Raw genomic sequence first — 14,551 nt, forward strand, 5'->3', positions numbered from 1 at the left:
AACATGGCGACTCGCAACAACCCCTTATTCGACACTGCCACCACACTGGGTAAGATCCTTCTTTTCCTTGGTGTGAGCGCGATTTGCGGTGTCCTCGTGGCGGGCCTGCTGGTCCCTGCCGCCGCCGTCTCCGGCAGCGCGGCAAGCGGTTCCATCGATTTCTTCGATTCCCTTCCGGCGGAACTGAAGGTTGATCCGCCGAGCCAGACCACCAGGATCCTGGCTGCCGACGGCAGCGAGATCGCCAGCGTGTACACGGAGAACCGCACAAAGGTTCCGCTGGACCAGATTTCACCGAACATGAAGAACGCCATCATCGCGGTGGAGGACAGCAGGTTCTACGAGCACGGCGGTGTGGACACCACCGGCATCCTCCGCGCGCTGGTCGCCACCGCCCGCGGCAACAAGCAGGGTGCGTCCACCATCACGCAGCAGTACGTCAACAACGTCCTCAACGCCAACCTCGCAGCCGCCGGCGAAGAGGACCAGATCAAGCTCAACGGCGTCAACAAGGGCGTGGGCGACAAGCTCCGCGAAATGAAGCTCTCCATCGCGCTGGAGAAGGAGTTCACCAAGGACCAGATCCTTGAGGGCTACCTGAACATCGTGTTCTTCAACCGTGACGCCTACGGTATTGAAGCGGCGTCCCACTACTTCTTCAGCACCACCGCCAAGGACCTGACCCTGCCGCAGGCGGCGCTCCTGGCAGGCCTGGTAAACAGCCCCTCGGCCTTCGATCCGATCACCAACCCGGAGAAGTCCAAACAGCGCCGTGACTTGGTGCTGGGCCTGATGAAGGACCAGAACAAGATCACCGCGGAGGAGTACCAGGCCGCCGTGGCCACCCCGGTGGAGCCCAAGGTGACCCAGCCGAAGCAGGGCTGCGCTTACGCCGCTTCCGCCCCGTACTTCTGCGACTACATCCTGCACCTGCTGGAGAACAACCCGGCCTACGGAGCGGACGTCAAGGAACGCCAGCGCCTGATCTACGGCGGCGGCCTGACCATCACCACCACCCTTGACCCCAACGCCCAGGCCACGGCCCAGGAACAGGTCAACGCCGCCACCGGGGCCAACCCCGATAAGTGGGGCTCCTCGATGGTGTCTGTGCAGCCGGGTACAGGCAAGATCGTCTCGATGGCCCAGAACACCACGTTCCTGCCCGGCCAGGGCTTTGATTCCCAGTTGAACTTCAATGTGGACAAGCTGGACAAGGACGGCAACGACCTCAACGGCGTGGGCGGTTTCCAGCCCGGATCCACCATGAAGCCCTTCACCTTCGCCGAGTGGCTCAATGAGGGGAAGACCATGAACACGGTGGTCAACGCAGCCCAGCGCGTCTATCCGCTCAACTACCCGTGGAAGAACACCTGCGGCAAGGTCAACGGCGCGTACAACACGGCGCAGAAGTCCTTGGGCGCTGCGGACGACCTCCAGAACGCTGAGCCGCAGTGGTACCGCCCGCTCACCGTCCTTGAGGGCCTCTACAACTCCATCAACACCGTGACGTTCGCGTCGGCAGCGCAGCTGGACTTCTGCGGCATCCAGAAGATCGTCGACGCCGTGGGCCTGCACAGCGGACTGCCCTCGGCAGACGGCAGCGAACCGCACCCCAAGGTGGACATGATGACCTTGGGCAACCTGCTCGGTTCCACCCAGACGTCACCGCTCACCATGGCCAGTGCATTCGCCACGTTTGCGAATGACGGCAAGTACTGCGAACCCATCGCCATCACCTCGGTTGTGGACGCCACCGGCAAGCAGCTCCCGGCGCAGTCCAGCAGCTGCCGCGATGCCATCAAGCCCGAGGTTGCCCGCGGCGTGAACTACGCGCTGCAGGAAGTCATGAACCAGGGCTCCGGCTCCCTGATCCGGCCGCGCCTTTCGACCAAGACCAGCTTCCCCATCGGCGCCAAGACCGGTACCTCCAACAACAACGGTTCCACCTGGGTTGTCGGCCACACCACCGGCCTGGCCACTGCCGCCTGGTTCGGTGACCCCCTGGGCGGTCAGAGCCGCGCGGGACAGAACATCACCGTCAACGGCAAGTTCTACCCGGGCATCGACGGTTACATGATCGCCGGGCCGATGTTCTCCAACTTCATGACCAAGATCGCTCCGGCGTACGGGACCAACCCGTTCCCCGCGCCCCCGAGCAACATGATCAACGGCACCACCCGCAACACCACCCCCGCCACCACTGCGCCGCAGGCCACCCAGGCCCCGGCCCCGGCCCCCTCAACGCAGGCACCCCAGGCTCCCGCAACCCAGGCGCCGGTACCTGCCCCCAGCAACAACGGCAACGGCAACGGCAAGGGAAACGGCTAAACACGCATGAATATCGATAGCCTGGCAAGCCGCGCCCGTTCAATCGGGCGCGGCTTTGCCGTCACTGCCGGAGCCGGGGCAGCGGCTGGAATGGCCGCTTTCGGGTATGGCCTGTGGGAGAAGAACCAGTTCGTCCTCCGCGAGGAAACCCTGGCCATCCTCCCGCCCGGCAGGGCTCCTTTCCGGATCCTGCACCTGAGCGACATCCACTTCGTGCCCGGGCAGAAGAAGAAGGCTGACTGGCTTGGTTCCCTGGCCGACCTCCGGCCGGACCTGGTGGTGAATACAGGCGACAACCTCAGCCACGTCAAGGCTGTGGACCCGCTGCTGGATGCCCTGAAGCCGCTGCTGCGGTTCCCCGGCGTCTTCGTCCCGGGTTCCAACGACTACTTCGCACCCAGCCCGAAGAATCCCGCGTCCTACCTGCTGGGACCGTCCAAGGTGAAGCCCAAGCCGGTTGCCCTGGACTGGCCGCGCCTGCGTTCGGGGTTCGGCATGAGTGGCTGGGTGGACCTGACCAACCGCCACCAGTCGGTTGTCCTCAACGGCATGCGCTTCGATTTCTCCGGCGTCGATGATCCGCACCTGAAGCGGGAAAGGTATGCCGGCTGGCCCCGGGGAACGGTCAACCAGGATTCGAATGACCACCTCCGGATTGCGGTCATCCATGCGCCGTACCAGCGGGTGCTGGACCACTTTACGGAAGACGGCGCAGACCTGCTGCTGGCCGGCCACACGCACGGCGGCCAGCTGTGCATCCCCGGTTACGGCGCCATCATCGCCAACTGCGACATTCCCACCTGGCGCGCCAAGGGCCTCAACGACTGGTCAAGCAACGGAAGCACGACGCCGGTCAACGTCTCGGGCGGGATCGGCACCTCACGTTTCGCCCCCGTCAGGATTGCCTGCAAGCCGGAAGCCGTCCTGCTGACCCTGACCTCCCCCAGCTGACCTTCGCATTACAGAGTGCAATAACTGGGGAAGCCGCCAGCGGGCCGCGGCATCCCTGTGAATCGTCTCACTCCATGGCTTAGGGTTGTTGCTAGAGGAAACTACATTCGTTTTAGAGCTTGAGAAGCGGGCATGGCCAAGCAGACTCCCTTTTTCCGATCCATCAGCCGTCTTTATCCGCACGTCCGGCCGATTATCCCCAGGCTTTTGCTCGGCCTCCTCTGCGCACTCCTGGCCAGCGTGGTGGCCTTGACCATCCCCCAGGTGCTGCGGGTCCTGGTCAACACTGCCCTGCAGCCCGGGGGTTCGGCGGACGCAGTCTGGACCTCTGCAGGCGTCATCCTGGTGCTGGGCGTCGCCGAGGCGGGACTGGTGGCCCTGCGCCGGCAGTTCGTGATCAACCCCGCCACCACCGTGGAAACGCGGATGCGGGTGTCGCTCTATGACCATCTCCAGGAACTGACCGTCTCCTTCCACGACCGCTGGGGCTCCGGGCAGCTGCTGTCCCGGGCCATGACCGACCTGAACTTCCTCCGGCGGTGGATGGCCTTCGGTGCCATCATGCTGGTGGTCACCACCCTTACCGTGGTCATCGGCATCGTGGCCATGTTCGCAATGAGCTGGCAGCTGGCCCTGATCTTCCTTGCCGCCGCCGTTCCCATCATCATCAACAGCTTCCGGTTCCGCACCCGGTTCAGCAAGGTTGCCAGGCGCAGCCAGGACCAGGCCGGCGACCTTGCCACCACGGTGGAGGAATCCGTCCACGGCATCCGCGTGCTCAAGGCGTTTGGGCGGAGCCGCGAAGCCCTGGAAAACTTTAACGAGCAGGCTGAGGAACTGCGGCAGACAGAGATTGAGAAGGCACGCCACCAGGCAACGTTCACCCTGGTGGTCACCTTGCTTCCCGAGCTGGCGCTGGGTGCCGGCCTGGTGGTGGGTGTCATGCTGTGCGCCAGCGGCGAATTGAGCATCGGCTCCCTGGTGGCGTTCTTCGCCACTGCGGCAGTCATCGCCTCCCCCGTGGAGTTCTCCGGCATGCTGCTGGCCATGGCACTTACCGCCAAGACCGCCGTCGACCGACACTACGAAGTGATGGACACCCGGAACACCATCACCAGCCCCGCGGAGCCCCGGCGGCCAGGGGAACTGGCCGGTGCGCTCCAGTTCACCAACGCCACCTTCGCTTTCGAGGATGCCCCGGACAAGCCGATCCTCAAGGACATCAACCTCGACGTCAGGCCCGGGGAAACCATGGCCCTGGTTGGCATCACGGGCAGTGGCAAAAGTGCGCTGATCCAGCTGGTGCCGCGCCTGTACGACGTCACCAGCGGGGCCATCAGCATCGACGGCGTGGACATCAGGGACTTCGAGGTGGAGGAACTGCGCAGGATTGTGGGCGTGGCGTTCGAGGACACCACGCTCTTCTCCAACTCGGTGCGGGACAACGTCCTGCTCGGTGCGCCCGTCCGCTCCGAGGAGGTCCTGGACGAGGCCCTCGACGTGGCGCAGGCCCACTTCGCCTACTCCCTGCCCCAGGGCGTGGACACCCTGATCGGCGAGGAGGGCCTGAGCCTGTCCGGCGGCCAGCGGCAGCGCATCGCCCTGGCCCGGGCCATCGCCGCCCGTCCGCGCGTCCTGGTGCTGGATGATCCCCTGTCCGCCCTGGATGTCCACACTGAGGAACTGGTCGAGGCACGCCTCCGGGAGGTTTTGGCGGACACCACCACCCTCATCGTGGCCCACCGGCCGTCCACGGTGGCCCTCGCTGACCGTGTGGCGCTGCTGGAAAACGGGCGCATCGCCGCGGTGGGAACGCACACCGAACTGCTGGGCCGCAACCAGCACTACCGCTACGTCATCGCCAGCCTGGACCGGGAGCCGCGGGACCTGGACACCGAACTGTCGGCACTTGAGGACCAGGCTGAGGAAGTGACCCGATGACAACCGCATCGTTCGGCACAGCCAACGAAGACAACGCCCACCTCACCAAGGCGGAGAGCCGGGCAGTACGACGCCGGTCGCTCGCCTTGCTGGGGTCGCTCATCCGTCCCGTGCGGGTACGGTTCTGGCTGACGATTGCCATGGTGGTGCTTTCCCAGGCCGCGCGGGTGGCGGGTCCTGCCCTGATCGCCTTCGGCATCGACCATGCCCTCCCCGCCCTCCAGGCCGGCAACAACCTTCCCCTGGTGTTCACCGGAGTCGCTTACCTGCTGGCAGCGGTCGCGACGGCGGGACTCACCGCCCTGTACGTCACCTCCACCGCGCGGCTCAGCCAGGCCATGCTGCTGGACCTCCGGGTCCGCGTGTTCCGCCACACCCAGCGGCTCAGCCTGGAGTTCCACGAAAAGTACACCTCCGGCCGCATCATCGCACGCCAGACCTCTGACCTGGAGGCGCTGCGGGAGCTCCTTGACTCGGGCGTCAGCTCGCTGGCCTCCGGAATATTGTTCATGGCCTTCACCGCCGCCACCATCTTTGCGCTGGACTGGCGGAGCGGGCTGCTGGTGCTGGCCGCCGGCGTGCCCATGTTCTTCCTGTCGCGCTGGTACCAGAAGCACTCGCAGATCGCCTTCCGCGAATCACGCGTGGTCTCCGCCCGGCTGATCGTGCATTTCGTGGAAACCATGACCGGCATCCGCGCCGTGAAGGCCTTCCGCAAGGAGAAGGAGAACTCGGAGCGCTACGGGAAACTGGCAGAGGACTACCGGCTGGTGACCGTCCGCTCCATCAACCTCAACGGCATCTTCCAGCCCGGCCTGGTGCTGATCGGCAACGTCTGCGTCGCCGTCGTCCTGCTCTTCGGCGGGTTCCGCGTGCTGGACGGCGGCCTTGCCGTGGGCGTGCTCCTGGCCCTCATCCTGTCCACCAAGCGGTTCTTCCAGCCCGTAGACCAGATGGCCATGTTCTACAACTCGTTCCAGAGCGCGCAGGCAGCCCTGGAGAAGGTCTCCGGACTCCTCGAAGAGGTGCCAACGGTCCGGCCGCCCAAAAACCCGGTTGCCCTGCCCAGCGCCACCGGGCGTATCGACTTCAACGACGTCGAGTTCCGCTACGGCGACGGCCCCGTGGTGGTGCCCACCCTGGACCTGCACATCCCCGCCGGGCAGACCGTGGCGCTGGTGGGCCAGACGGGTGCCGGGAAATCGACCCTCGCCAAACTCATCGCCCGGTTCTATGACGTCACCTCCGGCACGCTCACCCTGGATGGTGTGGATCTCCGGGACCTGGCCACGTCCGACCTCCGCCGGAACATCGTCATGGTCACCCAGGAAGCGTTCCTCTTCAGCGGCTCCGTGGCGGACAACATCGCTTTGGGCAGGCCGGAGGCGTCACGCGGTGAAATCGAAGAGGCTGCCAAGGCAGTGGGAGCACACGAGTTCATCCTGGAACTTCCGGAAGGCTACGACACGGACGTCAACAAGCGCGGCGGCAGGGTCTCCTCCGGCCAGCGCCAGCTGATCAGCTTTGCCAGGGCCTTCCTGGCGCGGCCGGCGGTGCTGATCCTGGATGAAGCCACCTCCTCGCTGGACATCCCCTCCGAACGCCTGGTGCAGGCCGGACTGGCCAGGCTGCTTGCCGGCACGGAGGCAGCGCGGAGGACTGCGCTCATCATCGCCCACCGCCTTTCCACAGTGGAGACGGCGGACCGGGTCCTGGTGGTCCACGACGGCAGGATCGTGGAGGACGGTACGCCCGAAGAACTCATTGGCGGGGGCGGCCGGTTCGCTGACCTGCACGGGGCGTGGAAGGATTCGCTGGTTTAGGGTTCCCGCGGGTGCCCGGCGTCCGGATTTCGCATCGGGACCCTCGATCGGCTATCCTTGTAAAGTTGCTTTTGCAGCGGATCGGGATGTAGCGCAGCTTGGTAGCGCGCTTCGTTCGGGACGAAGAGGTCGCAGGTTCAAATCCTGTCATCCCGACCATAACGAAAAGAGGGTCTCCTTGCGGAGGCCCTCTTTTTTGTATCTCGATGTGGTTACGGCAAATCCCCCAGCGAGTGTCACCGGCAGTTAAAAGGAACGGCCCCGGAGCTGTCGCTCCGGGGCCGCCTTCGCCTCCTTTTGTGAGGAAGCTATTTAGACGGGGTCAGGCCAGTTGCCGGTGTAGGTGACGTAGCTTGTGTCGGTGGTGGTGGTGCTCTTCTTGTCTTTCTTCACCTTGCCGGAAACAGGATCAGGCCAGTTGCCGGTGGCTACAGCTACATGCTCGGAGTCGGCAAGGGAACCTGCCGCCAGAACGGCCGGGGCGGCCGCCGAAAATGCCAAGGCACCAGCCAGAACGGCTGCCGCTGCAATCTTCTTCAACATATAAGTTCCTCAATACGAGTCGGATTCGTTACAAAGCCAGCACTGTCCTTGTTGACACACATTGTAAAATGTTTTCCACAGGGGCTGTCAAGCCCCCGTGCACGAAGTCCGGAAGAGGAGGAGTCCCGTGGGCAATGGATTCGGGGAAAAGCTCAGGGCGGAGCGGCTCGAGCGGGGCATGACCCAGGCTGAGCTGGGCAAAGACCTTTATTCACCCAGCTACATCTCCCTACTCGAAACCGGGCGTCGTGAGCCAACGGCCGAGGTCATTGAGGAATTAGCCCGAAGGCTCGAATTGGCGCCGAAGGCCCTGGAAGCGTGGAGCCAACCCATCTCCGTCAGCGACGCTGAATATGTTCTCGCGGGCCTGTATGCCCGCCAGGCCTGGGACCTCAGGGACTACCCCTTGGCGGCCAGTCATGCTGCCTCCGCCGCCCAAATAGCACTCGAAGGCAGGAACACGAGCGCCTGGTGGAACATGAGCTACATGCAGGCGGAGTGCCTGCTGAAACATGGAGATCTGCTCGAGTGCCGGCAGTTGACCGAGAGGCTTCTGGAACACCCGATGGCACGGGAGTCCGCGGGGCTGGGGGCGCGTGCCCGCCAAATGCTGGCTGTGGTGTACCAGCGCCAGGGCCAGCTGACAACAGCCGTCGATCTCGCCACTGATGCCGTAGCGGTCGCGCAGCAATTGTCCAAGGGCTCAATAATCACTGTCGGCGCATACAGGGCACTGATTGGTGCCTTGGCCGAAAGTGGCCGCCTCGACGATGCCTGGAAGTACTGTCAGGATCTGCTTGGACAAGTCGATGAAGACGCGATGACGCAACTGGCCGGAGAAGTCGCTTGGGTGGTCGGCAATGTGGCGTTCATGCGCCACGACTACACCGAGGGCGTGAAGCACCACGAGCGGGCGGCCCGCCTGCTCTCCCCCGCCAATGACATCGAGTTGTGGGCGCGGTTCAACAAGGCGTCTGCGGCAGTCAGGCTTTCCTCAGGCATCGTCGAGCCGGAAACGCTGGCTGCGATCGAGCGCGCCGAGCTGGCGTTCTCCATTGTCAGCGGCACCAAGAGCGACGAGCTCGAAGTCGCCTTCATCCGCGCACGATGGCTCTATTTGACGGGGGACATTGTCGCCGCCGTCGAAAAACTCCGCGAAATCCACGCGGAGCGTGCAGAGCTCGCCAAACACACCGCGGGTGAAGTTTCGCTCCTCCTGGGCAAGTCACTCAAAGCATCCGGAGAACTCGATGAGGCACTCGTGCATCTGGAAGAAGCCCGGAAGGCCTTCGCTACAGCCGGTGCGCAGGACCGGGTGCAGCAGGCGCTGGACGCCATCCTTGAAATCAAGCTGGCGCAGAAACGCGCGGCCGCGTCCTCAAAAGCCAGCTGACCACAGGGCCCGCAAGCCAGAAGGCCAGTCAACCGAAAGACCAATTAACTCAAAAGCCAGGCAAGCCCGCGGACGGCGGGCTCACCTGGCTTTTGGTTGCGTCCTAGGAAAAGGTCTTTCCGGTGATCTTCTCGTACGCCTCGACGTACCGGCTGCGGGTACGGTCAACCACGTCTGCCGGAAGGGCCGGCGGCGGGGTGTCGGATGACTTGTCCCAGCCGGATTCGGCCGAGGTCAGCCAGTCACGCACGTACTGCTTGTCGTAGGACGGCTGGGCCTGTCCCGGCTTGTAGGTGGCTGCGTCCCAGAAGCGCGAGGAATCGGGGGTCAGCACCTCGTCGCCCAGGGTGATCGAGCCCGAGACGGCGTCATACCCGAATTCCACCTTGGTGTCCGCCAGGATGATGCCGCGCTCCCGGGCGATCTTTTCCGCCGTCGTGTAGATCTTCAGGGTCAGCTCGCTGAGGCGGCCGGCGATGTCGTCCCCCACCAGGGCCACCACGGCGTCGTAGGTGATGTTCTCGTCGTGCTCGCCGATCAGTGCCTTGGCCGACGGGGTGAAGATCGCGTGCTCCAGCCGGGATCCGTCCACCAGCCCCTCCGGCAACGGGATGTTGCACACCGTTCCGGACGCCTTGTATTCCACAAGACCGGAACCGGTGAGGTAGCCGCGGGCAATGCACTCCACCGGGAACATGTCCAGCTTCTTACAGATCATGGCCCGGCCTTCAACCTCGGCCGGAACACCGTCCTCAACGGTGGAGCCGAGCACGTGGTGTTCAACGCCCAGCTGGTCGAACCACCAGAGGCTCAGCTGGGTGAGGATGCGTCCCTTGTCGGGGATTTCGCTGGACAGCACGTGGTCGTAGGCGCTGATGCGGTCGCTGGCCACCACCAGCACGCAGTCCTGCCCGAACCGCTGAAGGACGGCTTCGTCGGCGGGCTCGTAGAGGTCGCGGACCTTGCCGGAATAGATGTGCTTCCAGCCGGGCAGGTCCAAGGTGTCGGTGGCGTAGCCGCGGTTCTCGGGAGTAGTCATGTCAGGCCTTTGCTTTCACGATGGGCATGGAGCCCGTAGCGCCGTAGGGCACCTTGATTTCGCCGCGGGCGGCCTTGCGGGCGATGTCGCTGCGGAACTGCGAGCCTTCCAGCTGAACCAGCTCCACGCCGTCGTACGCCCGTTCGCGCGCCTCCACCAGGTCGCTGCCCAGGGCGACGACCGCCAGGACGCGGCCGCCGGCCGAAACCACCTTGCCGTCCCCGTCCAGGGCGGTTCCGGCATGGATGACGTGCACGCCGTCCAGGGCTTCCACCTTCTTGAGCCCGCGGATGCGGTCGCCCGTGCGGGGCTTGTCCGGGTAGTTCTCGGAGGCAATGACGACGGCGACGGCGGTTTCCTTGGCCCACCGCAGCTCTTCTGCCTTGTCCAGTTCGCCCTTGGCCGCCGCCATCAGCAGCGCACCGAGGGGGGTCTTGAGCCGGGCGAGGACCGCCTGCGTCTCGGGGTCACCGAAACGGACGTTGAATTCGATGACCCGGGTACCACGGGAGGTGAGGGCCAGGCCGACGAACAGGACGCCAACGAAGGGGGTTCCGCGGCGGGCCATTTCATTGACCGTGGGCTGGGCTACCCGTTCGAGGACTTCCTGCACCAGGCCCTCGGGGGCCCACTCGAGCGGGGTATAGGCACCCATGCCGCCGGTGTTGGGCCCTTCATCGTTGTCGAAGATGCGCTTAAAATCCTGGGCGGGCGAGAGCGCCACGGTGTTCTGGCCGTCGCAGAGGACAAAGAGGGAAACCTCGGGGCCGTCCAGGAATTCCTCGATGACCACGGAGCCGCCGGCGTCGAAGCAGGACTGGGCGTGGGCCAGGGCTTCGTCACGGTTCCTGGTGACCACTACGCCCTTGCCGGCAGCCAGGCCGTCGTCCTTCACCACGTACGGGGCACCAAAGGTGTCCAGGGCGGACGCTGCTTCCTCGGCGTTGGTGGCCACAAGGGCCATGGCAGTGGGGACGCCGGCCTCCGCCATGACCTCTTTGGCGAAGGCCTTGGAGGCCTCCAGCTGGGCGGCAGCCTTGCTGGGTCCGAAGACGGGGATACCGGCTTCACGAACGGCGTCGGAGACACCCGCAGCCAGTGGAGCCTCGGGGCCCACCACCACCAGGTCCACGGCGAGCCGGGTGGCCAGTTCCGCAACCGCATCGGGATCGTTGCCGTTGATGTTGTATGTGGGGACCAGCTTGCTGATCCCGGCATTGCCGGGCGCCGCGTGGACTTCGGACACGTTGGGGTCGGCAAGCAGGGAGCGGACAATGGCGTGTTCGCGGCCTCCGGGGCCAATGACGAGTACCTTCACAGTGTCCAAGGGTACTTTGTGCACCCTTTCCGCTCCTAAGCTGTGTCCTTGCCCGCCCGGTCAATCCGTGCCGCCCGCCGCTCCGAACCATACACATGACAAAGCTTCGAAACCGGATTACGGGCCCCGCCCCCCTGGCCGCACTGGCAGGCGTGGTGGCGGCCGCCGTCGTACTTGCCGTTGCGGAGCTGATCGGCGCATTCTTCACCGCCCGGGCAACGCCCCTGTTTGCCTTGGGCTCGACGTTCATCGACTTCACCCCGCCGTGGATGAAGGACTTTGCGATCGCCACCTTTGGGACCAATGACAAGGCCGCCCTGTTCGTGGGCATGGGCCTGACCATCGCTGTGCTGGCCTGCATCCTGGGCGTGGTGGCCTACCGGAAGTGGGCTCTGGGAGTCCTGGGGGTCCTGTTCATGGGGGCCGTGATCGTGGCCTGCGTGGTGACCCGCTCCGGCGTCAGCGGCGCGGACGCCATCCCGTCCATTCTGGGAACTGTTGCCGGCCTGGCGGTCCTGCGCCGGCTCATGGTGCCGCTGTGGGGGCTGAAGACGTGGCCTGAAGCGCCGGCGGACCAGGCGGACGACGACGACGCCCCGCAGCAGGGTGCGGGCACCAACCGCAGGCGCTTCTTTGCCACTGCCGGGGTTACCGCGGTGGCCGCCGGTATCGCCGCCACCGGCGGGAGGCTACTGGGTGCCGCCCGCAGCAACGTCGCCAAGGCACGCGAAGCGCTAACGCTGCCGGCGCCGGCAAAGGCGGCGTCCCCCGTACCGGCCGGGGTCCAGTCCCCGGTCCCGGGCGTCACCTCGTGGCTGACACCCAACAACGACTTTTACCGCATCGATACGGCCCTGAGCGTCCCGGAAATCAACATTGATGACTGGCAACTGCGCGTGCACGGCCTCGTGGAGCAGGAGATCACGCTCACCTTCAAGGACCTGCTGGACGCACAGCTGATCGAATCCCATGTGACCCTCACCTGCGTGTCCAACCCGGTGGGCGGCAACCTCGCCGGCAACGCCAAATGGCTGGGACTTCCCATCCGCGAGGTCCTTGCCCGCGCCAAGCCCAAGGACGGTGCGGACATGGTGCTGTCAAAATCCATCGACGGTTTCAGCGCCTCCACTCCCCTGGAGGTCCTGCAGGATGACAGGGACGCCATGCTGGCTATCGGCATGAACGGCGAACCGCTGCCGCTGGAGCACGGCTACCCGGTGCGGATGGTGGTTCCCGGGCTCTACGGCTTCGTCTCCGCCACCAAGTGGGTGGTGGACCTGGAGGTCACCCGTTTCGCGGACAACAAGGCCTACTGGACCGAGCGTGGCTGGTCCGAGCGGGGTCCCATCAAGACCATGGCCCGCGTGGATGTGCCCAAGTCCTTCGCCAAAGTGCCTGCCGGGAAGGTGGCCGTGGGTGGTACCGCCTGGGCCCAGACGCGCGGCATCGCCAAGGTGGAAATCCAGATCGACAACGGTGACTGGGCGGAAGCCACGCTTTCCACCGAGGCTTCCACCGTCACCTGGCGCCAGTGGTCCTACGAGTGGGATGCCACGCCGGGCCCGCACTACATCAAGGTCCGCGCCACCGACGGCACCGGGGAGGTCCAGACGGACAAGCGTGCCGATCCGGTTCCCGATGGCGCCTCCGGCTGGCAGTCGGTAATGGTCACGGTTCAGTAGCCACGGTTCAGCAGAAGGTCACGGTTCAGTAGATGGCCACTCCCGCGTAGATGACCACGGCTCAGCAGGGGCTGGCCCATAGACTGGCCGTATGCCGCACAATCCGCACGCAACCTTTACCGTGGACTCCGCCGTCGAACTGGCTGTGATTGAACGCAGCGGCTTCGTGGAGTCGCGGCACATCGGCTCCGCCGTCCTCCTGTCCGCCGACGGCGCGGTGGTGACCGAGCTGGGCGACATCAATACGCCCATCTACGCCCGGTCCGCCCTGAAACCGTTCCAGGCGCTGGCATCCATGCAGTCCGGCGTTCCGCTGCGTGGCGCCCAGGTTGCCATCGCATGCGGAAGCCACACAGGATCCTTGGACCACATGGACGTCGTGGCTGGAATGCTCAAGGCGGCCGGTGTCCGCGAAGACCAGCTTCAATGCCCGGAAGCGTGGCCTCAGGACGAAACGGCCCGGAACTGGCTCGTGCGCTCCGAGAAGGGGAAGTCGCGGCTGGCCTACAACTGTTCCGGAAAGCACGCCGCTTTCCTTTGGGCCTGCACGGAGAACGGGTGGGATACCCACAGCTACCTGGAGCCCAACCACCCCCTGCAGCAGCGGGTCCGCAGCGTCATCGAGGAGTACACCGGCGGGAAGATCGCCCATCTTGGGATTGACGGCTGCGGCGCCCCCCTAGCGGCCGTTTCCCTCAAGGGCCTGGCCCAGGCATACTCACAGCTCGCCAAGGCCCCGGGCGACCACAGCTACAGCGCCAGGGCCGCAACGATCGCCACGTCGATGCTCGATTATCCGTGGGCCGTCCAGGGCCGCGGCGAAGCCAACACCGTGGTCATGGACGAGCTGGAGATCATCGCCAAGATCGGGGCCGAGGGTGTGCTCGCAATGGCCACGCCCCAGGGGGTCTCGGTCGCCGTGAAAATCCTGGACGGGAACATCCGGGCAACCTCGCTGGTGGCCCTGACCTTGCTTGCCGCTGCCGGCGCGGTCGAGATCCCGGGGGTTGCCAGCGCCTTGGAGAAGGTGGTGGAACCCGTGCTGGGCGGCGGCCGGCCGGTCGGCAAGATCCGGTTGGGGCCGGCGGTTTCGGCACTCCTGGATTGACACCCGTCTCCACCCGACGCGAAAGGAAGACTGAGAGCATGGCCGTAGCCCGCCGTCGTATTGACGTCCAGGAAGGCAAGGCAGCGCTGAAGGCATGGCTGGAAGCTGCGCAGCCGCCGTCGGGCACTCCCCTGCCTCGGACCGTTCTGGCCACTGCCGTGCGGTACTCCCTGGAGGAGTTGACGGCGCGGGCGCCGGGCAACTCGGTCGAGGTGCGGGTTCCGCCCTTTGGCGTCACCCAGTGCGTGGAAGGCCCACGGCATACGCGCGGGACCCCACCTAACGTCATTGAGTGCGACGCCGCCACCTGGCTTGCCATGGTCACCGGCCGGATGGCGTGGGCGGACGCGGTCGCTGCCCACAAAGTGGCGGCGTCCGGCCTGCGTGCGGACCTCTCGGCCCTGCTCCCCCTCTAACCTGGCCCC

The 14,551-nt window shown here is 65.3% G+C and carries 11 protein-coding genes and 1 tRNA gene; 9 read left to right on the plus strand and 3 right to left on the minus strand.

Annotated elements, in window-relative coordinates:
* Positions 1-3: 3 nt before the first annotated feature.
* The 5 genes from LDO22_RS10495 (at position 4) to LDO22_RS10515 (ending at position 7,202) form a co-directional block, all read left to right on the plus strand.
* Entirely contained in the window at positions 4-2,328 is a 2,325-nt protein-coding gene (locus LDO22_RS10495) for a transglycosylase domain-containing protein (RefSeq protein ID WP_224027037.1), read from the plus strand.
* Positions 2,329-2,334: 6 nt separating this feature from the next.
* Positions 2,335-3,279: a metallophosphoesterase gene (locus tag LDO22_RS10500; protein ID WP_159630688.1), complete on the plus strand. Its 945-nt coding sequence runs from the start codon at positions 2,335-2,337 to the stop codon at positions 3,277-3,279.
* A gap of 132 nt (positions 3,280-3,411) precedes the next feature.
* Positions 3,412-5,220 carry an ABC transporter ATP-binding protein gene (locus tag LDO22_RS10505; protein ID WP_224027038.1) on the plus strand — a complete coding sequence of 603 codons (1,809 nt, stop codon included), beginning with the start codon at positions 3,412-3,414 and terminating at the stop codon, positions 5,218-5,220.
* Positions 5,217-7,043, plus strand: a complete 1,827-nt coding sequence (locus LDO22_RS10510) for an ABC transporter ATP-binding protein (RefSeq protein ID WP_159630684.1) — start codon at positions 5,217-5,219, stop codon at positions 7,041-7,043. The genes LDO22_RS10505 and LDO22_RS10510 overlap by 4 nt, the downstream gene beginning before the upstream one ends.
* 82 nt (positions 7,044-7,125) lie before the next feature.
* Positions 7,126-7,202, plus strand: a tRNA-Pro gene (locus LDO22_RS10515).
* A 153-nt stretch (positions 7,203-7,355) separates the two neighbouring features.
* Here LDO22_RS10515 and LDO22_RS10520 read toward each other — a convergent pair.
* Positions 7,356-7,586 carry a hypothetical protein gene (locus tag LDO22_RS10520; protein WP_159630682.1) on the minus strand — a complete coding sequence of 77 codons (231 nt, stop codon included), beginning with the start codon at positions 7,584-7,586 and terminating at the stop codon, positions 7,356-7,358.
* 127 nt (positions 7,587-7,713) lie between these two features.
* Between LDO22_RS10520 and LDO22_RS10525 the strand changes: the two genes are divergently transcribed.
* Positions 7,714-8,979, plus strand: a complete 1,266-nt coding sequence (locus tag LDO22_RS10525; protein WP_159630680.1) for a helix-turn-helix transcriptional regulator — start codon at positions 7,714-7,716, stop codon at positions 8,977-8,979.
* A gap of 103 nt (positions 8,980-9,082) precedes the next feature.
* On the opposite strand, the gene LDO22_RS10530 is transcribed toward LDO22_RS10525, so the two are convergent.
* Positions 9,083-10,018 (minus strand): phosphoribosylaminoimidazolesuccinocarboxamide synthase, encoded by a 936-nt coding sequence (locus LDO22_RS10530; protein WP_224027039.1) that lies wholly within the window; start codon positions 10,016-10,018, stop codon positions 9,083-9,085.
* Position 10,019: 1 nt separating this feature from the next.
* A complete protein-coding gene (gene purD, locus LDO22_RS10535) occupies positions 10,020-11,336 on the minus strand; it encodes a phosphoribosylamine--glycine ligase (protein ID WP_159635163.1) in 1,317 nt (438 codons plus the stop codon).
* Between the two features lie 95 nt (positions 11,337-11,431).
* Between purD and LDO22_RS10540 the strand changes: the two genes are divergently transcribed.
* The 3 genes from LDO22_RS10540 (at position 11,432) to LDO22_RS10550 (ending at position 14,542) form a co-directional block, all read left to right on the plus strand.
* The gene (locus tag LDO22_RS10540; RefSeq protein WP_224027040.1) at positions 11,432-13,018 is read left to right on the plus strand and encodes a molybdopterin-dependent oxidoreductase; all 1,587 of its coding nucleotides are present in this window, start codon (positions 11,432-11,434) and stop codon (positions 13,016-13,018) included.
* 91 nt (positions 13,019-13,109) lie between these two features.
* The gene (locus LDO22_RS10545) at positions 13,110-14,126 is read left to right on the plus strand and encodes an asparaginase (RefSeq protein ID WP_224027041.1); all 1,017 of its coding nucleotides are present in this window, start codon (positions 13,110-13,112) and stop codon (positions 14,124-14,126) included.
* Positions 14,127-14,164: 38 nt separating this feature from the next.
* Positions 14,165-14,542, plus strand: coding sequence for a sterol carrier family protein (locus LDO22_RS10550; RefSeq protein ID WP_159630672.1), 378 nt, complete (start codon positions 14,165-14,167; stop codon positions 14,540-14,542).
* Positions 14,543-14,551: the final 9 nt, after the last annotated feature.

It is taken from the genome of Arthrobacter sp. NicSoilC5, assembly GCF_019977395.1.
Lineage (GTDB): Bacteria > Actinomycetota > Actinomycetes > Actinomycetales > Micrococcaceae > Arthrobacter.

Coding starts and splice junctions, on each gene's coding strand:
- LDO22_RS10500 (WP_159630688.1), top strand. CDS start 2,335: ATGAATATCGATAGCCTGGCAAGCCGCGCCCGTTCAATCGGGCGCGGC.
- LDO22_RS10495 (WP_224027037.1), top strand. CDS start 4: ATGGCGACTCGCAACAACCCCTTATTCGACACTGCCACCACACTGGGT.
- LDO22_RS10505 (WP_224027038.1), top strand. CDS start 3,412: ATGGCCAAGCAGACTCCCTTTTTCCGATCCATCAGCCGTCTTTATCCG.
- LDO22_RS10520 (WP_159630682.1), bottom strand. CDS start 7,586: ATGTTGAAGAAGATTGCAGCGGCAGCCGTTCTGGCTGGTGCCTTGGCA.
- LDO22_RS10545 (WP_224027041.1), top strand. CDS start 13,110: ATGCCGCACAATCCGCACGCAACCTTTACCGTGGACTCCGCCGTCGAA.
- LDO22_RS10540 (WP_224027040.1), top strand. CDS start 11,432: ATGACAAAGCTTCGAAACCGGATTACGGGCCCCGCCCCCCTGGCCGCA.
- LDO22_RS10510 (WP_159630684.1), top strand. CDS start 5,217: ATGACAACCGCATCGTTCGGCACAGCCAACGAAGACAACGCCCACCTC.
- LDO22_RS10530 (WP_224027039.1), bottom strand. CDS start 10,018: ATGACTACTCCCGAGAACCGCGGCTACGCCACCGACACCTTGGACCTG.
- LDO22_RS10550 (WP_159630672.1), top strand. CDS start 14,165: ATGGCCGTAGCCCGCCGTCGTATTGACGTCCAGGAAGGCAAGGCAGCG.